The sequence below is a fragment of the Streptomyces sp. NPDC040610 genome (assembly GCF_055594065.1).
The window spans coordinates 838,372-855,597 of sequence record NZ_JBVIXA010000001.1 but is presented as its reverse complement, the minus strand read 5'-3'; the positions used below and the strand labels follow the sequence as shown (position 1 = coordinate 855,597).

The 17,226-nt window shown below is 71.6% G+C and carries 17 protein-coding genes and 1 pseudogene; 8 read left to right on the top strand and 10 right to left on the bottom strand.

Going from position 1 to position 17,226, the window contains the following annotated elements; translation table 11 throughout:
- Positions 1 to 4: 4 nt before the first annotated feature.
- From ACZ6AA_RS03850 to ACZ6AA_RS03835, 4 genes are all read right to left on the bottom strand, one after another.
- Positions 5 to 1,732, bottom strand: coding sequence for an ABC transporter substrate-binding protein (locus tag ACZ6AA_RS03850; protein ID WP_471456098.1), 1,728 nt, complete (start codon positions 1,730 to 1,732; stop codon positions 5 to 7).
- A 202-nt stretch (positions 1,733 to 1,934) separates the two neighbouring features.
- A complete protein-coding gene (locus ACZ6AA_RS03845) occupies positions 1,935 to 2,027 on the bottom strand; it encodes an Ms4533A family Cys-rich leader peptide (RefSeq protein WP_335756093.1) in 93 nt (30 codons plus the stop codon).
- 78 nt (positions 2,028 to 2,105) lie between these two features.
- Positions 2,106 to 3,761 carry a DUF3152 domain-containing protein gene (locus tag ACZ6AA_RS03840; RefSeq protein WP_471456095.1) on the bottom strand — a complete coding sequence of 552 codons (1,656 nt, stop codon included), beginning with the start codon at positions 3,759 to 3,761 and terminating at the stop codon, positions 2,106 to 2,108.
- An 8-nt stretch (positions 3,762 to 3,769) separates the two neighbouring features.
- On the bottom strand, positions 3,770 to 4,813 hold the full coding sequence (locus ACZ6AA_RS03835; protein ID WP_468451508.1) for an alpha/beta fold hydrolase: 1,044 nt from the start codon (positions 4,811 to 4,813) through the stop codon (positions 3,770 to 3,772).
- 126 nt (positions 4,814 to 4,939) lie between these two features.
- Here ACZ6AA_RS03835 and ACZ6AA_RS03830 point away from each other — a divergent pair, with 126 nt between their 5' ends.
- From ACZ6AA_RS03830 to ACZ6AA_RS03815, 4 genes are all read left to right on the top strand, one after another.
- Entirely contained in the window at positions 4,940 to 5,158 is a 219-nt protein-coding gene (locus ACZ6AA_RS03830) for a hypothetical protein (protein ID WP_468451506.1), read from the top strand.
- Positions 5,159 to 5,338: 180 nt separating this feature from the next.
- Positions 5,339 to 5,980, top strand: coding sequence for a TetR/AcrR family transcriptional regulator (locus tag ACZ6AA_RS03825; RefSeq protein WP_468451504.1), 642 nt, complete (start codon positions 5,339 to 5,341; stop codon positions 5,978 to 5,980).
- A 146-nt stretch (positions 5,981 to 6,126) separates the two neighbouring features.
- On the top strand, positions 6,127 to 6,354 hold the full coding sequence (locus tag ACZ6AA_RS03820; RefSeq protein WP_030359794.1) for a DUF3107 domain-containing protein: 228 nt from the start codon (positions 6,127 to 6,129) through the stop codon (positions 6,352 to 6,354).
- Positions 6,355 to 6,626: 272 nt separating this feature from the next.
- On the top strand, positions 6,627 to 6,896 hold the full coding sequence (locus ACZ6AA_RS03815) for a hypothetical protein (protein ID WP_468451502.1): 270 nt from the start codon (positions 6,627 to 6,629) through the stop codon (positions 6,894 to 6,896).
- A gap of 27 nt (positions 6,897 to 6,923) precedes the next feature.
- Here the strand turns inward: ACZ6AA_RS03815 and ACZ6AA_RS03810 are convergent, their stop codons facing one another.
- Entirely contained in the window at positions 6,924 to 7,676 is a 753-nt protein-coding gene (locus ACZ6AA_RS03810; RefSeq protein ID WP_385716189.1) for a ferritin-like fold-containing protein, read from the bottom strand.
- 476 nt (positions 7,677 to 8,152) lie between these two features.
- On the opposite strand from ACZ6AA_RS03810, the pseudogene ACZ6AA_RS03805 reads away from it, so the two are divergent.
- Positions 8,153 to 9,718 (top strand): annotated as a pseudogene (locus ACZ6AA_RS03805) (DEAD/DEAH box helicase); the annotation flags it as partial.
- A 236-nt stretch (positions 9,719 to 9,954) separates the two neighbouring features.
- Positions 9,955 to 10,854 (top strand): alpha/beta fold hydrolase, encoded by a 900-nt coding sequence (locus ACZ6AA_RS03800; RefSeq protein WP_468451498.1) that lies wholly within the window; start codon positions 9,955 to 9,957, stop codon positions 10,852 to 10,854.
- Between the two features lie 19 nt (positions 10,855 to 10,873).
- Here ACZ6AA_RS03800 and ACZ6AA_RS03795 read toward each other — a convergent pair whose 3' ends face one another.
- On the bottom strand, positions 10,874 to 11,812 hold the full coding sequence (locus tag ACZ6AA_RS03795; protein WP_468451496.1) for an NYN domain-containing protein: 939 nt from the start codon (positions 11,810 to 11,812) through the stop codon (positions 10,874 to 10,876).
- Positions 11,813 to 12,027: 215 nt separating this feature from the next.
- Here ACZ6AA_RS03795 and ACZ6AA_RS03790 point away from each other — a divergent pair, with 215 nt between their 5' ends.
- On the top strand, positions 12,028 to 12,180 hold the full coding sequence (locus tag ACZ6AA_RS03790) for a hypothetical protein (RefSeq protein ID WP_016644538.1): 153 nt from the start codon (positions 12,028 to 12,030) through the stop codon (positions 12,178 to 12,180).
- A gap of 102 nt (positions 12,181 to 12,282) precedes the next feature.
- Here ACZ6AA_RS03790 and ACZ6AA_RS03785 read toward each other — a convergent pair whose 3' ends face one another.
- The 3 genes from ACZ6AA_RS03785 to ACZ6AA_RS03775 all read right to left on the bottom strand — a co-directional run bounded on the left by ACZ6AA_RS03785 (position 12,283) and on the right by ACZ6AA_RS03775 (position 14,895).
- Positions 12,283 to 12,885: a MarC family protein gene (locus ACZ6AA_RS03785; protein ID WP_468451494.1), complete on the bottom strand. Its 603-nt coding sequence runs from the start codon at positions 12,883 to 12,885 to the stop codon at positions 12,283 to 12,285.
- A 144-nt stretch (positions 12,886 to 13,029) separates the two neighbouring features.
- Positions 13,030 to 13,905 (bottom strand): PHP domain-containing protein, encoded by an 876-nt coding sequence (locus tag ACZ6AA_RS03780; protein WP_471456089.1) that lies wholly within the window; start codon positions 13,903 to 13,905, stop codon positions 13,030 to 13,032.
- Positions 13,906 to 14,253: 348 nt separating this feature from the next.
- Complete coding sequence (locus tag ACZ6AA_RS03775) at positions 14,254 to 14,895, bottom strand: DUF6758 family protein (RefSeq protein WP_468451490.1); 642 nt, start codon at positions 14,893 to 14,895, stop codon at positions 14,254 to 14,256.
- Positions 14,896 to 15,086: 191 nt separating this feature from the next.
- Here ACZ6AA_RS03775 and ACZ6AA_RS03770 point away from each other — a divergent pair, with 191 nt between their 5' ends.
- Entirely contained in the window at positions 15,087 to 16,388 is a 1,302-nt protein-coding gene (locus tag ACZ6AA_RS03770) for an MFS transporter (RefSeq protein WP_471456086.1), read from the top strand.
- 63 nt (positions 16,389 to 16,451) lie between these two features.
- Here ACZ6AA_RS03770 and ACZ6AA_RS03765 read toward each other — a convergent pair whose 3' ends face one another.
- A complete protein-coding gene (locus ACZ6AA_RS03765) occupies positions 16,452 to 17,036 on the bottom strand; it encodes a suppressor of fused domain protein (RefSeq protein ID WP_468451486.1) in 585 nt (194 codons plus the stop codon).
- Between the last annotated feature and the right edge of the window lie 190 nt (positions 17,037 to 17,226).

Sequence of the window (17,226 nt, the reverse complement as noted above, 5' to 3'; positions counted from 1 at the left end):
CCGACTACTTGACCGCGGTCTGGGAGATGTCGAGGACACCCGTCCAGTCGCTGATCACGACGTTCTTGACGTCCTTGCCGTACAGGCGCTTGTAGACGGGGTGGAACAGCGGCACGTTCAGGGCCTTGGCGCCGATCTTCTTGTCGAGGGCGCCCCAGCGCTTCGCGGCGGCGGCGTGGTCGGTCAGCTTGTTGATCTCGTCGATCTCCTGGTTGACCGACTTGTCGTTCAGGAAGCTGGAGTTGAAGTTGTAGCCGTCCTTGACGATCTGGCGGCCGTCGAAGATCGGGGCGAGGAAGGGGCCGCCGGAGGGCCAGTCGGCACCCCAGTGGGCGAGGAACAGGCCGGGCTCGTCCTTGGCGTCGTGGACCTTGTCCTCGTAGTCGTTGTCCTCCAGGCCCTGGAGCTTGACGGTGATGCCGGACTTCTTCAGGGCGTCCTGGAGGGCGGTGGCGATCTCCGGGCTGGTCTCGAAGTTCTTGTCGTTGGAGTGCGTGAGCGTGATGGTCAGGCCGTCCTTGTGACCGGCCGCCTTCAGAAGCTCCTTGGCCTTCTCGGCGTTGCCGGAGGCGCCCGCCGGGAAGTGGTCGAACTTCGTGTATCCGAAGGATTCCTGGTTCGGCAGGAACGTGGTGGCGGGCTCGGCGAGCGAGGAGCCGCCGGCGGCGTTTATGACCGAGGTGCGGTCGACGGCGTAGGCGATGGCCTGGCGGACCTTCGGGTCGTCGAACGGCTTCACCTTCGGGTTGAAGGCGAGGTAGTTGGTGTAGCCGAAGTGGCCGGTGCCGACCTGCGCGGCGAGCTTCTTGTCGCCGCTGACCTTGGCGAGCTCGGCGGGCCCGAGGTTGGTGTCGGTGGTGATCGCGGCGGCGTCGGCGCCCTGGCTCGCGGAGAGCCGCTGGTTGATGACGGAGGAGTTGAGGCCGGAGCGCACGTCGATCTTGTCGGGGTACGCCTTGCGCTCGGCGTCGGTCTTCGCGGACCAGTGCGGGTTGCGCTCCAGCTGGAGCCGCTCGCCGTCGCCGCTGTTCTTGACGACCTTGTAGGGGCCGGTCGAGACCGGGTGCTCCTCGTACTTGGTGCCCTTGTCCTTGGCCTTCGGGACGGGCGCGAAGGAGGTCTGCGTGGCCACGTAGTCGAAGTCGCCGACGGGCTTGTTCAGCCGGAAGACGATCGTGTGGTCGTCCGGCGTCTCGACGGAGTCCAGGCCCTTCTTGTCCTTGTAGGGGCCCTGGTACTTGTCGCCGCCGATGAGCCAGTCCCGCAGGAAGGGCGCGCCGCCGGACAGTTCGGCGGCGAAGGAGCGCTCGATGCCGTACTTGATGTCCTTGGTCGTGACCGGCGTGCCGTCCTCGAACTTGACCCCCTTCTTGATCTTGTACGTCCACACCGTGGCGTTCTTGCTCGGCTTGCCGAGGCCCTCGGCGAGGTCCGGGACGACCTTGGTGCCCTCGGCGCCGTCCTCGCGGTTGCGGGTGGTCAGGGTGCGGAAGACGAGGCTCGGTACATTGCCGCCGCCGGAGGTGTAGAGGCGCGCCGGGTCGAAGTCGTTCTGCGGGCTGCTGTTGAGGACGGTGAGCGTGCCGCCCTTCTGGGGCTTGCCGCCGCCGCCCGCCTCGTTCTTGTCGTCCGGGCCCGCGCAGGCGGCGGCGCCGAGGGACAGCACGACCAAGGTGGCGGACGCCACTGCCACGCGACGGGATATGACGGACTTCTGACGACGCAGACGCATCGGAGTGCCTCTCGGAAAGCGAAAGAGAAAGATTCAAGGATTCGCGAGAGCCCACCCAGGGCGACGCACGCCGAGCGCGGCTTCGGGCCCGCCGCGGACCGCCGCGCGCACCGCCCGAGGACGGTTCGGGCACACGGCGGGGAGAATTGCGGCAGAGCCGGGAAAAACGAAGCAGAAGCGACGCACTCGCCGGGGGCGGGCGTCAGCGACAGTGAATGTCGGCCACGCAGAGCGCGGTCACGCCGAACAGCGCCAGCTCAAGGGCGGCGCTCACGGAGGCGTGACGGATCGACATGCGGAGAAATATGGACGATGCCGCGCGGAAAGTCAACGCGATGCCCGGTTCGTCCCCCGTACCGGTGCCGACGTCGGCTCAACTCTCCGGGAACGCCCAGGGGTTGGCCTTGCAGCGGATTCCGTCGTGGTCGAGGAACTTGGTCTGCTGCTGCATGACCGGCGCCAGCTCGCCGTCGCGGCGGCAGTCGACGTGGCCGTAGCCGAGCCGGTGGCCGACCTCGTGGTTGATGAGCATCTGCCGGTACGGGTGGATGCGGTCGCCGTAGGTCTTGGCGCCGCGGGCCCACCGATAGGCGTTGATCATGACGCGTTCGGTCGACGCGGAATCGCAGGACACATTCTGCTGGAGCGTGTCGAGTCCGGATTTGGCGCACCATTTCGCGGTGGTCACAGGGCTGGCCAGCGTAATGACGAAGTCGGGTTTCCCGGAGGAGATCCGCTCGAAGGTGCGGCCGCCGCCGTGCGCCCAACTCCGCTTGTCGTTCAGGGTCTTCTGCACGGCCTGCGCGAACAGGCCGCCGTCAAGACCCATGCCCTTCTCGATGTCGACGCGGTAGCGGAATTTCTGCCCCTTGCCCGGCGCCCTGTCGAATCCGCGGACGGCGTCGAAATCCCCGGACGCGGCGAGCTTCGCGTCCAGCGGGTATTTCTTGCCCATTTTCTCGTCGTACGTCGCCGGGCGGGGCGGCGCGGGCTTGGCAGGCGTCGGCCGGTCGTCCGAGCGGGACGCCGGGTCGCGGCCGTCGCGGGTGTCGCCGCCCTTGTCCGCGGCCCGGGCGGGCGAGCTGTCGTCGCCTCCGCCGTCGGCGACCTGACCGGCCACGATGACGGCGAGGACGGTGGTGACGGCCGCGGCGGCGATGCCGGTGACCGTGCGGGCGCGGTTCTTCTCCCGACCCTTGGCGATACGGGCGTCGGGCCCGCCGTCGTCGTCGCCGTACGGGTCGGCGTCGTCGTCGGCATCACCGCCGTCACCGCCGTCGAAGCCGTCGGACTCCCAGACCGTCACGGACTCGTACGGGTCGCGGGGCGGGGTGCGCCGCGGGGCCGCCGCACGGGCGGCGAAGAGGTCGGCGTCGTCGAGTTCGCCGAGGTCACCGCGCGCGCCGGAGCCGTCGAAGGCGTCCACGTAGTCGGGCCGGGGCCCGGGCGCACCGGGCCCGCGCGTCCCCGGCGGCACGACACCGTACCCGGCCCCCATCCGGGGCCCGGCGCCGCCGACCTCGCCCCAGCCGCCCCCGGCCTCCCGCTGCTCGGGGTGCCCGCCGCGCACGCGCGGGGTGCCGCCGGGCGGGGTCTGGCGGGGGACGCCGTGCGGCGGGGTGTGCTGGGGCACGCCGTGCGGGGGTGTGTGCTGAGGCACTCCGTGCGGGGGTGTGTGCTGGGGGAAGCCGTGGGCCGGGGTGTGCGCGGGATCGGCGCCCTGCGGGGCCTGTCGGGGCAGGCCGTGCGGGGGCGTGTGCTGCGGGAAGCCGTGGGCGGGCGTGTGCGCCGGGTCGCCGTGCGGAGGCGTGTGCTGCGGGATGCCGTGCGGGGGCGTGCCGTCGGGGGCCGTGCCGCGTCTGCGACGGCCGGAGCCGCCGCCCTGCGCGGGGGCGGCCGGGGCCGACGGGGGTGCCTGGTTCGGCTGAGGTGCCTGGTTCGGCAGGGGCCTGGGGGTCGCGCCCCCTATGCCGGAGGTGCCGGTGGTGTCCGAAGTGGCGGCCGGGCCGCGGCGGCTATGACGTCCCACGCGGCGCCTCAGCTCCTCGAACCCGAATCGCGATGGTCACTCACACGGCCACCATCGCGCACACCAGGCGTCTCGCTCAACTCATCCGGACCGGCCAACTCCCCTGTATCGGCCAGAAGTTCACGAATCGCTGCGGCCACGGTCTCCGGATACTCCATCATCGCCACGTGCCCCGCGTCCGGCAGCGTGAGCAGCCGGGAGTAACGGAAGGCGGCCGACGCCCGGCGCGCCATCCGGTACGACACGAGCAGGTCCCGGCCGCCGTACACGAGCAGGGTCGGCGCGAGCACCCGCTCGGCCTGCCGCCACAGGCCGTGCTGGCCACCGAGGGTGTACGCGTTCACGATGCCCCGGGCCGACCGCGCCATCGCGTCCCAGAAGTACGGCAGGGCGAGGCGCCGCTCCATCTCGCGCACGGCCGCCCGGAAGCCCTCGGGCGTGACCCGCCCCGGATCGCCGTAACAGAGCCCGAGCACCCCGCGCACCCGCTGCTCGGCCGTCCAGTCCCTGCTGAGCCGCGTGAACAGGCCCGCGATGCCGGGCACGGCGAGCAGCCCCGTGGGCATCGCCGTGCGCTGCACCCGCAGCTCGGGCAGCGCGGGCGAGATCAGCGTGAGCGTGCGCACCAGGTCCGGCCGGACCGCGGCGACGCGCGTCGACACGGCGCCGCCCATCGAGTTGGCCACCAGGTGCACGGGGCCGCGCCCACGGGCGTCGAGGTGGCGGATGACCGCGCGCGCGTGCCCGGTGACCGAGTAGTCGCCGTCGTCCGGCGGCGGCGAGTCCCCGAAGCCGGGCAGGTCAAGGGCCTCGCAGTCCACGACGTCCTCGAGCAGCGGCATCAGCGCCGACCAGTTCAGCGAGGACCCGCCGAGCCCGTGCACGTACAGCGCGGGCGGCAGTCCGGAGCGCACCGACGGGCGCGAGCGCACGTTCAGCGTGAGTCCGGGCAGCGCGACCGAGGCGAGCCGCTCGCCCTCGGCGACGGCGACGGCGCCCGGCTTGGGAGCGGCGGCAGCGGCCAGCACGGGCGGCAACTCGGTCGAAGGCATGCGGGCAATGTTACGAGACGATCACGCGTGGGATCGCGTGTTCGGCATCACAGATCCCGTACAGATCGCGTAGCGGCCCCCGCACGTCTTCCCTAGGCTCGTAGGCAAGCGAGCCTAGGAGTCCACATGAACGTCGACCCCAGCGACCCCGAGACCTTCCAGGACGACGAGACCGGGGGCGAGAGCAGCGCGGAGACCCCCGAGGCGGACGCCGCCGAGCAGCACGCCGACCTCAGCCCCGAGCGGGACGACTCCCTCCAGGACGTCGACCCGGGCGCGGCCAACGAGGCCGATGTGGCCGAACAGGCGCGCGTGGTGTCCCTCGACGAGGACGACTACCGCTGATCCGAGGCGCCGACAAACACACAGCTGCCCGTGTTTGCCCTGCTACGCACGGCTGCGCGGATCTGTTGAGGGCATCCAGTCCGTGAAATTCTGCGCTCGTACCGCGCACATCACAGTTACCGAAAAGTACGATGGCGTCGCGGCGCACACCGCAGCACAAGGACGACTTTGGGAGGCGGCGTGACAGCCATCGAGCAGACAGAGGCGGCGCGCCCGCGGGGCACACGCCTGCCGCGCCGTGCCCGACGCAATCAGCTTCTGGGCGCGGCCCAGGAGGTCTTCGTCGCCCAGGGGTACCACGCGGCGGCCATGGACGACATCGCCGAGCGGGCCGGCGTCAGCAAGCCGGTGCTGTACCAGCACTTCCCCGGCAAGCTCGACCTCTATCTGGCCCTGCTCGACCAGCACTGCGAGAACCTGCTGCAGGCGGTGCGCGCGGCGCTCGCGTCGACGACGGACAACAAGCAGCGCGTCGGCGCGACGATGGACGCCTACTTCGGGTACGTCGAGGACGACGGCGGCGCGTTCCGCCTGGTCTTCGAGTCGGACCTGACGAACGAGCCCGCGGTCCGCGAGCGCGTCGACAAGGTGACCCTGGAGTGCGCGGAGGCGATCTGCGAGGTCATCGCGGAGGACACCGGCCTCTCCAAGTCCGAGTCGATGCTCCTGGCCTCGGGGCTCGGCGGCCTCTCCCAGGTCGTCGCGCGCTACTGGCTGCACAGCGACGGCGGTGTCCCGCGCGAGAAGGCGGTGCAGCTGCTCACCTCGCTGGCCTGGCGCGGCATCGCGGGCTTCCCGCTGCACGGCTCCGAAGGTCACTGACCGCGCGTTTGTTCCCGTCCTCCGCGGCCGCCGTGTTCGCTCCTGGCGTGCACGGCCGGAACCGATCCTGTCCCCTCTCCGGGCTAATCTGTGCTGGGTACGGCGCGGGCGACCGCGCACATCACTGACCGTCGGAGGGACAAAGCGTGGAGGTCAAGATCGGCGTGCAGCACGCGCCTCGCGAGATCGTTCTGGAGAGCGGTCAGAGCGTCGAGGAGGTCGAGAGCGCGGTGGCCGACGCCCTGTCGGGCAAGGCCCAGCTGCTGACTCTGGCGGACGACAAGGGCCGCAAGGTCCTGGTGCCGGCCGACCGCCTCGCGTACGTGGAGATCGGCGAGCCGACCGTGCGCAAGGTGGGCTTCGGCGCCCTGTAGGGCCGCACGCGAGACGACGGAAGGGTCCGGAGGCATCGCCTCCGGGCCCTTCCGCCATTCGCGCGCCGTTCGTTCCGTCGTCCGCGCGCCATCCACTCTGTCGTCCGCGCGCCATTCACTCCGTCGTCCGCGTCGACTCCGTGGCGGGTGCGCCGAGTTCACCGCCGTCCCGCGCTCCGGTGCGCGGTGAGTATGGAGGGTTGCGTTCCGGCAGCCGGGGGTAAGACCGGCTACGACCGTTTTGCACCTGGCCACGAGGGAGGGAACACACCGTGATCCTCGAAGCACTCGGCTCCGCACTGATCGGCCTGGCCCTCGCCTGGGCGACCGCCCGCCGCCTGCCGCACCGGCTGCCCGCACGGACGCTGGTGCTCGCGACCGGCGTGGGCGGAGCGCTGATCGGAGCGTTCATCACGCACATGGCGCTGGGTCCGGGGAGCAGCCCCGCGACCCTGGTCGGAGCCCTGGCCGTATCGGCCGCACTGCTTTCCCTGCTGCTTCGCCCCACCCGCCGCCTGCACCGCCGCCAGGTCCCTGCCTGACGGCGGAGCGGAACCAGGCGTCAGGGGTCAGGCGGCAAGCCCCAGCGCCGCCATCCGCTTCGTGTGCGCCTCGGTGATCCGCGAGAACATCCGGCCGACCTCCGCCAGGTCGAACCCGTCCGCGACCCCGCCGACCAGCATCGTCGACAGGGCGTCCCGGTCGGCGACGACCCGCTGCGACTGCGAGAGGGCCTCGCCCATCAGCCGTCGGGCCCACAGCGCGAGCCGCCCGCCGACGCGCGGGTCGGCGTCGATCGCGGCCCGCACCTTCTCCACGGCGAAGCTGGCGTGGCCGGTGTCGTCGAGGACGCCGAGCACCAGGCTGCGGGTGTCCCCGTCGAGGCGGGCCGCGACCTCTCGGTAGAAGTCACTCGCGATCGAGTCGCCGACGTACGCCTTGACCAGGCCTTCGAGCCAGTCGGACGGCGCCGTCTGGCGGTGGAAGCCGTCGAGCGCCTCGACGAACGGCTCCATCGCCGCCGTCGGCTCCTCGCCGACCGCCGCGAGCCGGTCCCGCAGCCGCTCGAAGTGGTGGAACTCCGCCGACGCCATCTTCGCCAGCTCCGCCTTGTCGCCGAGGGTCGGCGCCAGCTTCGCGTCCTCCGCGAGCCGCTCGAACGCGGCGAGCTCGCCGTAGGCAAGCGCGCCGAGCAGGTCCACGACGGCGGCGCGGTACTGCGGGTCGGCGGAGGCTGTCTTCCAGTCCTGGGCGGCGACCCCGGTGGGGGCGGCGGATCCGGTCTCTTCGGGGGGCTGCGCGGCGGTGTCAGGCGTCTCCATGAAGCGCACAATAGCCCGCCCACCGGATGGCGTAAGGGCCTGGTCAACCACTGTGACGACAGCAACGTGAGGAATTCGCCGGACACGCATGCGAGATTCCGGGGTACAGTGGTAATGCGCCCGCCGAATATTCGACGGGCCGCATGAATGAGGATGCCCGGTCGGTGGCCCGATCGGCTCCGACCAGACAGCCCTCCAGGGCGTACGCACCGTGCGTACGGCAAGCGGAGGGACCCCCTCAGCGGTGTGAGCGCTCGAGCGTCGGCAGTGGTCCCGTACCACCCGGCTCGCCCGGCTCTTTCCAGCAGGCGGCCGGCAGTCCCCGGCACGGTCACGACCCCCAGCGTTCGCCTCGCGCCGCGTCTCACAGAAGAGGCATTGCCCTGACTACGACTTTCCGAGAGCTCGGGATTCTTCCCGAGACAGCCGAAGCCCTTGAGGCCGTCGGCATCATCAACCCCTTCCCCATCCAAGAGATGACGCTCCCCGTTGCCCTTTCCGGCACCGACGTCATCGGCCAGGCCAAGACCGGCACCGGCAAGACGCTGGGCTTCGGCCTGCCGCTCCTCGAGCGCGTGACCGTCCCCGCGGACGTCGAGGCCGGGCGCGCGACGCCCGAGCAGCTGACGGACGCCCCGCAGGCCCTCGTCGTCGTCCCCACCCGCGAGCTGTGCCAGCAGGTCACCAACGACCTGCTGACCGCCGGCAAGGCGCGCAACATCCGCGTCCTCGCCATATACGGCGGCCGTGCCTACGAACCGCAGGTCGAGGCCCTCAAGAAGGGCATCGACGTCGTCGTCGGCACCCCGGGCCGCCTGCTCGACCTGGCCGGACAGCGCAAGCTGAACCTGAAGCACGTCAAGTGCCTCGTCCTCGACGAGGCCGACGAGATGCTCGACCTGGGCTTCCTGCCCGACGTCGAGAAGATCATCAACATGCTTCCGGCGAAGCGCCAGACGATGCTCTTCTCCGCGACGATGCCGGGCGCCGTCATCGGCCTCGCCCGGCGGTACATGTCCCAGCCCACGCACATCCGCGCCACCGCGCCGGACGACGAGGGCCACACCGTCGCGAACACCGCGCAGTTCGTCTACCGCGCGCACTCCATGGACAAGCCGGAGATGGTCTCCCGCATCCTGCAGGCCGACGGCCGCGGGCTCGCGATGATCTTCTGCCGTACGAAGCGGACGGCCGCCGACATCGCCGAGCAGCTGGAGCGTCGCGGCTTCGCCTCCGGCGCCGTCCACGGCGACCTCGGCCAGGGCGCCCGCGAGCAGGCCCTGCGGGCCTTCCGCAACGGCAAGGTCGACGTGCTCGTCTGCACCGACGTCGCCGCCCGCGGCATCGACGTCGAGGGCGTCACGCACGTCATCAACTACCAGTCGCCCGAGGACGAGAAGACCTACCTCCACCGGATCGGCCGCACCGGCCGCGCCGGTGCCTCCGGCACCGCGATCACGCTCGTCGACTGGGACGACATCCCGCGCTGGCAGCTCATCAACAAGGCGCTCGACCTGGGCTTCAACGACCCGGTCGAGACGTACTCCAGCTCTCCGCACCTGTACGAGGAGCTGAGCATCCCCGTCGGTACGAAGGGTGTCCTGCCGCGTGCCGAGCGCACCCGTGCCGGGCTCGACGCGGAGGAGATCGAGGACCTCGGTGAGACCGGGGCCCGTGGCTCGGGCTCGCGCGGCTCGCGTGGCGGACCGCGCCGCGGTGAGCGTGCCGCGGCCCGGCCGCAGGCCGAGGAGGCCGAGCGTCCCGCCCGTACGCCGCGGCGTCGTCGTCGCACCCGCGCGGGTGCGCCCCTCGACGCCGAGGCCACGCCGACGGCGACGCCGTCCGAGGCCCCGGCTGCCGCTGCGGCTGCCGTGACGGAGGAGGCCGCGCCGCGTACGCCGCGTCGTCGGCGTCGGACGCGTGCGGGGGCCGACTCCGCGGCGGCCGAGTCGGCCGCTGTGTCGGCGCCGGCCGCTGCTGCCGCCCCGGCCGCGGAGGAGGCGCCGGCGAAGCCGCGTCGCCGCCGCACCCGTAAGTCGGCGGACGCCTCGGACAGCTAGTCCACGGGGTGGCCCCAGCGGCCACCCCACCACCCGCGCCCGGGGGCCACCCGCCCCCGGGCGCGGTCGTGTCTCTCTCCCCCGCTCCACGGCGGCCATCTCCCACCCTCCCCCAAGCTCTTAAAGAGCAGGGGAACCCCCAGGCCAACGCCCCCCTCGACGTCGGGGCAAGGGCACCGCCCACCCCCCAAGGCCCAGGGGCCAGTAGCCTCGGGGGCATGAGCAGGCCCCCCACCTTCACCCCGCCCGAGGGCACCCTCGCGTACCCGCTGCGGACGGAGCGCGGTGAGTTCGCCGTGCTCGACACCCGCCCGACCGGCCAGGTCAGGGGCACCGCCCTGCTCCTGCCGGGGTACACGGGGAGCAAGGAGGACTTCATCGCCCTGCTCCGCCCCCTCGCCGACGCGGGCTACCGCACCGTGTCCGTCGACGGCCGGGGGCAGTACGAATCGCCGGGGCCGGACGACGAATCGGCTTACACCCAGGCCGAGTTGGCGCGCGATGTCCTGGCCCAGGCGGCAGCCGCCCGCACCGCGGACGAGGGCCCGCCGCACCTGATGGGCCACTCCCTGGGCGGCCTGGTGGCCCGCGCCGCCGTCCTCCTGGCGCCGCCGGGCACCTTCGCCTCGCTGACCCTGGTCGCGTCAGGACCGGCCCGTATCTCCCCGTCGCAGCGCACCCGCGCCACGCTCCTCACGGACGCCGTCGCGGCGCACCCGATGGACGTCGTGTGGGAGGCGATCCAGGCCCTCGACCCGGTGGAGGACGTGAGCGTGGACACGAACGGCGGCGGCGCCGACGCGGCGGCGCTGCGGGCCCGCTGGCTGCGCAACAACCCGGCCCAGCTCATCGCCACCGGCAGACAACTGTGCGCCGAACCCGACCGCGTCGACGACCTCGCCGCCGTACCCCTGCCCAAGCACGTCGTGTCCGGCGAGAGCGACGACACCTGGCCCGTGCCGCTCCTCGACGAGATGGCGCGCCGCCTGGGCGCGCACCGCACCGTGGTCACCGGCGCGAACCACTCCCCCAACACCGACCGCCCGGCGGCGACGGCGGCCGCGCTCGCGGCCTTCTGGGACCGGGCCGCCGACCACCGCGACGGAAGCCCGCGCTAGCTCCGGGGCACCGCTGTCGTCAGTAGCACTTCTGTAAGTGGTCCCAGAAGCCGTCCCGCAGCACCCGTCGCAGGTCGGACTGGCCGCGCAGCGAGTAGTCGAGCAGCCGCTCCGCCTCGACGAGGAGTTCCTGGTCGACGGACCCGGGCAGGTAGGGGTGGCCGGGCAGCAGGCCCACCAGCGCCTCGCGGCCGCGCGCCGAGAGCCACTTCGCGGAGATCTGGGCGCCGACGAAGCGCACGTCGTCCCGTGAGGGCCGGGGCGTGGCCTGCGCGCCCTCGTACGGCACGGCGGGGCGGCGGGTCACGAACGGCTTGAAGAAGTCCGCGTCGAAGGTGCGCTGGCTGTCGACCTCCCACAGCAGCGGCTCCGCCTGGTTGCGGCCGTCGGGCGCGTCGATGCCCCAGAGGTGGACGCGGGCGCCGTACCCCTGCGCCGCCTCGACCGCCGAGACCAGGTCCTCGTCGCCGCCGATGAGCGCCGCGTCACTGATGGCGCGGTGCCGGGCCAGGGACTCCAGATCGCTGCGGATCAGCGAGTCGACGCCCTTCTGCTGGTTGTTGGCGTTGAGGTTGCCGAGGCGCACCTTGACGTCGGGGAGCTCGGCGATCGACTGCTGTTCGGAGGTGTGGATGCGGCGTCTCGCGCCGTCGTACCAGTACACCCGCAGCAGCCTGCTGTCCGCGAAGATCGTGCGCGCCTTGTCGATCAGCGCGTCGATGAGCGCCTCGGCGTCGAGCTCGAAGGACCGCCGGTCCTCGGTGCCCGCGGCGAGCCGTCCGGCGGCGGCGTACAGATAACCGGCGTCGACGAAGATCGCGTGCGTGGACGGGGTCTTCGCGACCTCGGCGAGCATGCGCTCCAGTAGGCCGTTGGTGCGCTCGAGCCGGAGGGTGATCTCACCGATCTCACGGGCCGTGCACTCACCGAACTCGTCAGGGGTCTCGTCCATGTCCATACGAAACGCATTGTCTCGTCCGTCACTCGGCAGGCACAACCGGTAGCTGTCACTCAGCGAACACAACCAGCCGCGATACAGTCACGAAACAAGGCGTTCATTAGACTCGCGAAAATTTTCTTTAGCGTAGGGAATGTTTGAGGGAGTCAAGCCGTTGCACCCTACGTAGCCAGCAGTTCTCCTTCAGGAGGATCACCAGACGAAGGGAGAAGCCCATGCGCTTCGAAATCATGCGACTCGACGACGTCGACGGCACCGCCGTGGACACGACCGTCGTGGACGCCGCCTCCGTCAACCGGATCGTGCAGCAAGCCGCCGCCATAGGGCAGCGCCTCTACATCCGTCCGGCCGACGCCTCGGCCTCATAACGGCGCCGAACGGCCTCATCACACACTTCAGAGCCCTGTACGGCACCGGAGCGTCCGGTGCCGTACAGGGCTCTGTGCGTGGGTCGCGGTCACCCGCACGGCTCAACCGCCGCGGATCACCTGCGTGACGCCGTTGATGATCTGCTGCACGGCGATCGCCGACAGCATCATTCCGGCGAGCCGCGTCACCAGGACCACACCGCCGTCCTTGATGACGCGGATGATCAGCAGCGAGAAGCGCATCGCCACGAACAGCACCACGTGGATGGCCAGAATCGCCGCCCACACGGAGACCTGCTCCATGCCGTCGGCGTGCTGCACGGCCAGAATCACCTGCACGATCGCGCCGGGCCCGGCGAGCAGCGGCATGCCGAGCGGCACCAGGGCGACATTGACGTCCTTGGTCTGCTGCGGCTCGTCGGTCTTGCCGGTGAGCAGGTCGAGCGCGACCAGGAGCAGCAACAGACCGCCCGCGATCATCAGCGCCTGGGTGGAGACATGCAGATAGTCGAGGATCTGCTGGCCCACGATGCCGAAGACGGCGATGACCCCGAAGGCCACGCACACGGCCTGGAAGGCCATTTTCTTCTGCACCTTGGCGGGGCGTCCCGCGGTCAGCGCGAGGAAGATCGGCGTGACCCCAGGGGGGTCCATGATGACAAAAAGGGTGAGAAAGAGGGATCCGAAGACGGCGACGTCGAACACAGTGATGGCCTTGCAGGAGTGGGTCGTACAGAACAGCGGGCGGTGGCCCGGGACGCGTTCCGCGGACGACGGCAGCGCGTGCCGCGGACGGTGGTGGTGGAGCGTTACGGGGACTGGGGGGCGCGATGCGCGGACGGTGGCGCGTTACGCCGACGGGCCTCCGCCCGCGCCCGGCACCGGGAACGCTCCCGTCGCCCGGCGCGTGATCTCGCCGTAGATCTCGGGGTCGGTGGTGTACTCCCCGAGCACGCACGTCTTGCGCGTGCCGTGGTAGTCGCTCGACCCGGTGACGAGCAGGCCCAGGTCGGCGGCGAGGCCGCGCAGCCGGGGGCCGGACTCGGGCGCGTACGCCAGTTGTTCGGGGTGGTCGACCTCGATGCCGTCGAGGCCCGCCGCGGCCAGCTCGGCGATCGCCGACTCGGGCACCACCTTGCCGCGCTGGGCGGCGGCGGGGTGCGCGAAGACCGTGACGCCGCCCGCGGCCTTGACCAGGCGTATCGCGTCGAAGGGGTCGAGCTCGTGCTTCTCGGCGTAGGCGCGGCCGCCGTCGGCGAGCCAGTCGGGCGTGAACGCGTCCGAGACGGTCGGTACGACGCCGAGCTCGACCAGGGCCTCCGCGACGTGCGGGCGGCCGACGGAGCCGTCCCCGGCGATGCGCGCGACCTGCTCCCAGGTGACGGCAACGCCGAGCTCCTGAAGCTTGCCGACCATCGCCTTGGCGCGCGGCACGCGGTCGTCACGGACGAGTTCGCGCTCGCGTGCGAGCTCCGGCTCGTCGGGGTCGAAGAGGTACGCCAGCATGTGCATCCCCACGCCGTCGAGGCGGCAGGACAGCTCGGCGCCGGTGACGAGGGTGAGGCCGGGCGGCAGCGCGGCGATCGCCTCGGCGTGGCCGCGGGTGGAGTCGTGGTCGGTCAGCGCGACCACGTCCAGACCGGCCGCGGCGGCGTTGCGCACCAGCTCGGCCGGGGTGTCGGTGCCGTCGGACGCGGTGGAGTGGGTGTGCAGGTCGATGCGCACGCGGGGCTCCACGCTCTTCGGGACGGACGGGGGGACGCCCCAGTCTAACGTTCCGCACCCCGCCCCCCTGCTCGGCGCTGCGCGCCCGGTCCTCAATCGCCGGACAGGCTCTCTCCCACCCACCCGCCCCACCTGGACCTGCTGGCCCACCCCGGCACCCTCCAGGCCGACCCCGGCGAGATCTCAGCCCGTCCGGCACTTGAGGACGAGGCGCGCAGCGCCGATCCGGCGGAGGCGGGTCCCACCCGCACGGCACGGCGGGCGAGTGGCTGGGGTCCAGGGGGCGCAGCGCCCCGGTTTCGGGAAAGGGGCGGGACCGGGGCGCCCCGCAAAGGACGGCGCCCCGCGCTACGGCATCAGCAGCCGCGGCGAGAGCGCCCCGCACGGCACCAGATCGACCTCGGCCCCGGCGTCCCGCAAGTCCGTGAGGACAAGCTCGTCGTACATGAGGAGCCCCGACTGCTCGGGCCAGGCGATGGCCCACAGCCACAGCCCCCGCGCCTCCCCCGCGAACACGGCCCGATCATCGGGCGCCCCCGGCACATGCCACATGGCCGTGGGCCGCCCGGCGGCAAGCACCTTGGCCTGCGCGGCCTTCCCCGCACTCATGGAGGGCCCGGGATCGGGCCCGTCGATCCCCGCGTACCGCGCCCCGAGCCCCACCCCCAACTCCTCGGCGACAAGCACGAGTTCCCCCACACCGCCGAGCGGCGCGGGCCCGGAGCAGGCGACGGCGGTGGCCCGGCCGCCACTGCGGTCGTCCCCGGCACAGGCGACCCCGGTGAAGAGCCACCCGACGGGCAGGGGCCACGGCATCCACACGGGCACCTGCGCCCGGCGCACGACGACCTGAAGGGCCTCGACGCTGGGCGGAATCACGGGCTGCAGCGGGTGCACCGTGCCGTGCACATCGCACTGCCAGGAGTCGGCAAAGAGGCCGGGAGCCCTGACCCGGCCACCACACTTCGGGCAACTGGGTTCGCCCCTCATAGCGCCCAACGGTCCTCCCCCCTCGCCGCCCCGTCAAGGACGATCACCCGTCCGGAGGCCGCCTCCTGACCGCATCCCCCCGCCCCACCACCTGGGAAAACTAGATGTAACTTGCATTAGTTAGCCCATCTAACTAATATGTGTATACGGCAACGATCTATCCCACCAGCACACCCACCAAGGAGCCGCGGATGACCGCGCACACCCAAGGAGAGCTGACAGAGCCCGCCGAGGACACCCCAGGCCCCCGCACCGGAACCCACGCCGGAGGCGACCCCTTCGACGCCGGAGCGGGTGGCCTGCTGCACCAGCCGAAGGCAGTGTGGGCGACGGCGGGCGCGTCCGTCGTGGCGTTCATGGGCATCGGCCTCGTCGACCCGATCCTGCCGTCCATCGCCCAGGGCCTGAAGGCCACACCGAGCCAGGTCTCGCTCCTGTTCACCTCGTACTTCCTGATCACCGCCGTAGCGATGCTGGTGACCGGCTTCGTCTCCAGCCGCATCGGCGGCAAGAAGACCCTCCTCGCCGGGCTCGCCCTGGTGATCGTCTTCGCCGCGCTCGCCGGTACGTCCGGGTCGGTCGGCGAACTCGTCGGGTTCCGGGCCGGCTGGGGCCTCGGCAACGCCCTGTTCGTGTCGACCGCGCTCGCGGTCATCGTGGGCGCGGCGGCGGGCGGGAGCGCGGCGGCGATCCTGCTGTACGAGTCCGCGCTCGGCCTCGGCATGGCCTGCGGGCCGCTGCTCGGCGCGCTGCTCGGCGACGCCAGCTGGCGCTACCCCTTCTTCGGCACCGCGGCCCTGATGGCCGTCGGCTTCCTGTGCATCACGGCGTTCCTGAAGGAGCAGCCCAGGCCCGCGCGCAAGACCTCGCTGCTCGACCCGCTCAAGGCGCTCGGCCACGGCGGCCTGGCCTCGGCGGCCGCGTCGGCGTTCTTCTACAACTACACGTTCTTCACGGTCCTGGCCTTCACGCCGTTCGTCCTGAACATGACCCCGTACAAGTCGGGTGCGGTGTTCTTCGCCTGGGGCGTCCTGCTCGCGGTGTTCTCGGTGCTCGTCGCGCCCCGGCTCCAGGCCCGGTTCGGGTCCCTGAAGGTGCTCGGCGGTTCGCTGGTGCTGCTCGCCGCGGACGTCCTGGTGCTCGGGTACGGCAACCACACCGCCGCCGTCGTCTGCACCGTCCTGTCCGGTGCCTTCATCGGCGTGAACAACACCGTCTACACGGAGCTCGCCCTCGGCGTCTCGGACGCGCCCCGGCCCGTGGCCAGCGCCGGCTACAACTTCGTACGCTGGTTCGCCGCCGCCGCGGCCCCCTACTTCGCGCCGAAGATCGAGGAGTGGAGCGACATCCACGTCCCGTTCGTGGTCGCGGCCGTCACGGCGGTGCTCGGCGCGGTGGTCGTGTGGGTCCGCAGGAGCGCGCTCACGCACGAGGCCGAGGAGTTGGAGACCCGGCACGCGACGGAGGACGGCGTGACCGTCTTCGCCGGCTGAGCCCGACGGAGGCCGGGGCGGCCGGGGGCCGGAAGGACCAACTGGCCGCGCCAGAACGAACGTTCAATCCAGCGGTACGGACTTGCGCAGCGGATCGCGCAGGTCCGTGCCGCCGTTCAGCCACCGCTCCTGAAGGGCCCCCGCGCCATGCACCCGCTTCCACGCCGCCTCGTTGGGCGTCATCGGCAGCAGCGGCAGGAAACGTACGGGATCCATCGGCTCGTCGAGGTCCAAGTCCTCCACCAGGCCCCCGGACTCCGCGACAAGGACCGAGGTGAAGGGCGCCCCCGGCCACAGCGGCTCGCCCACGTCGAGGGAGGCGCCCGGTGCGACCACGAGCCCCTCCACCTGCGGGGAGGCGGCGAGGACGGCCAGCGGGCGGAGCACCTTGTCGGTGTCGACGAGACCGCCGCGCACGGAGAGCACCAGCTCGGCGCGCGGTCCCTGCACGGGGTCGGCGAGCACGGCCGTGGGGTCGGTCATCGGGCGGGCGGACATGCCGAGCGTGGCGTACCGCACGACGTCCCCGTCCGTGAAGCGCAACACTTCGACGCGGTCCGTGCCCAGGAACGTCACCGCCGCGCGTGCGTCCGGTTCCCCCAGGCCACTACGGAGCCGGGCCTCGACCAGCGCAAGAACATCAGCCATGACGCGAGCATAGAACTCGTCAGTGATGGGTAAAGGTGGGGGTTCGGCTGCTGGTCGGCTGATACTGTTGGCCGCTGGCCCGGGCAGCACGCAGAAGCGTCGCCTTCAAGCCCGGACGCAGGAGACGGCGCCTACGCGCCAGGGACCTCCCCTACGGGGGACCGGCCGGAGGAGGTGGGGCTGCAGTGGA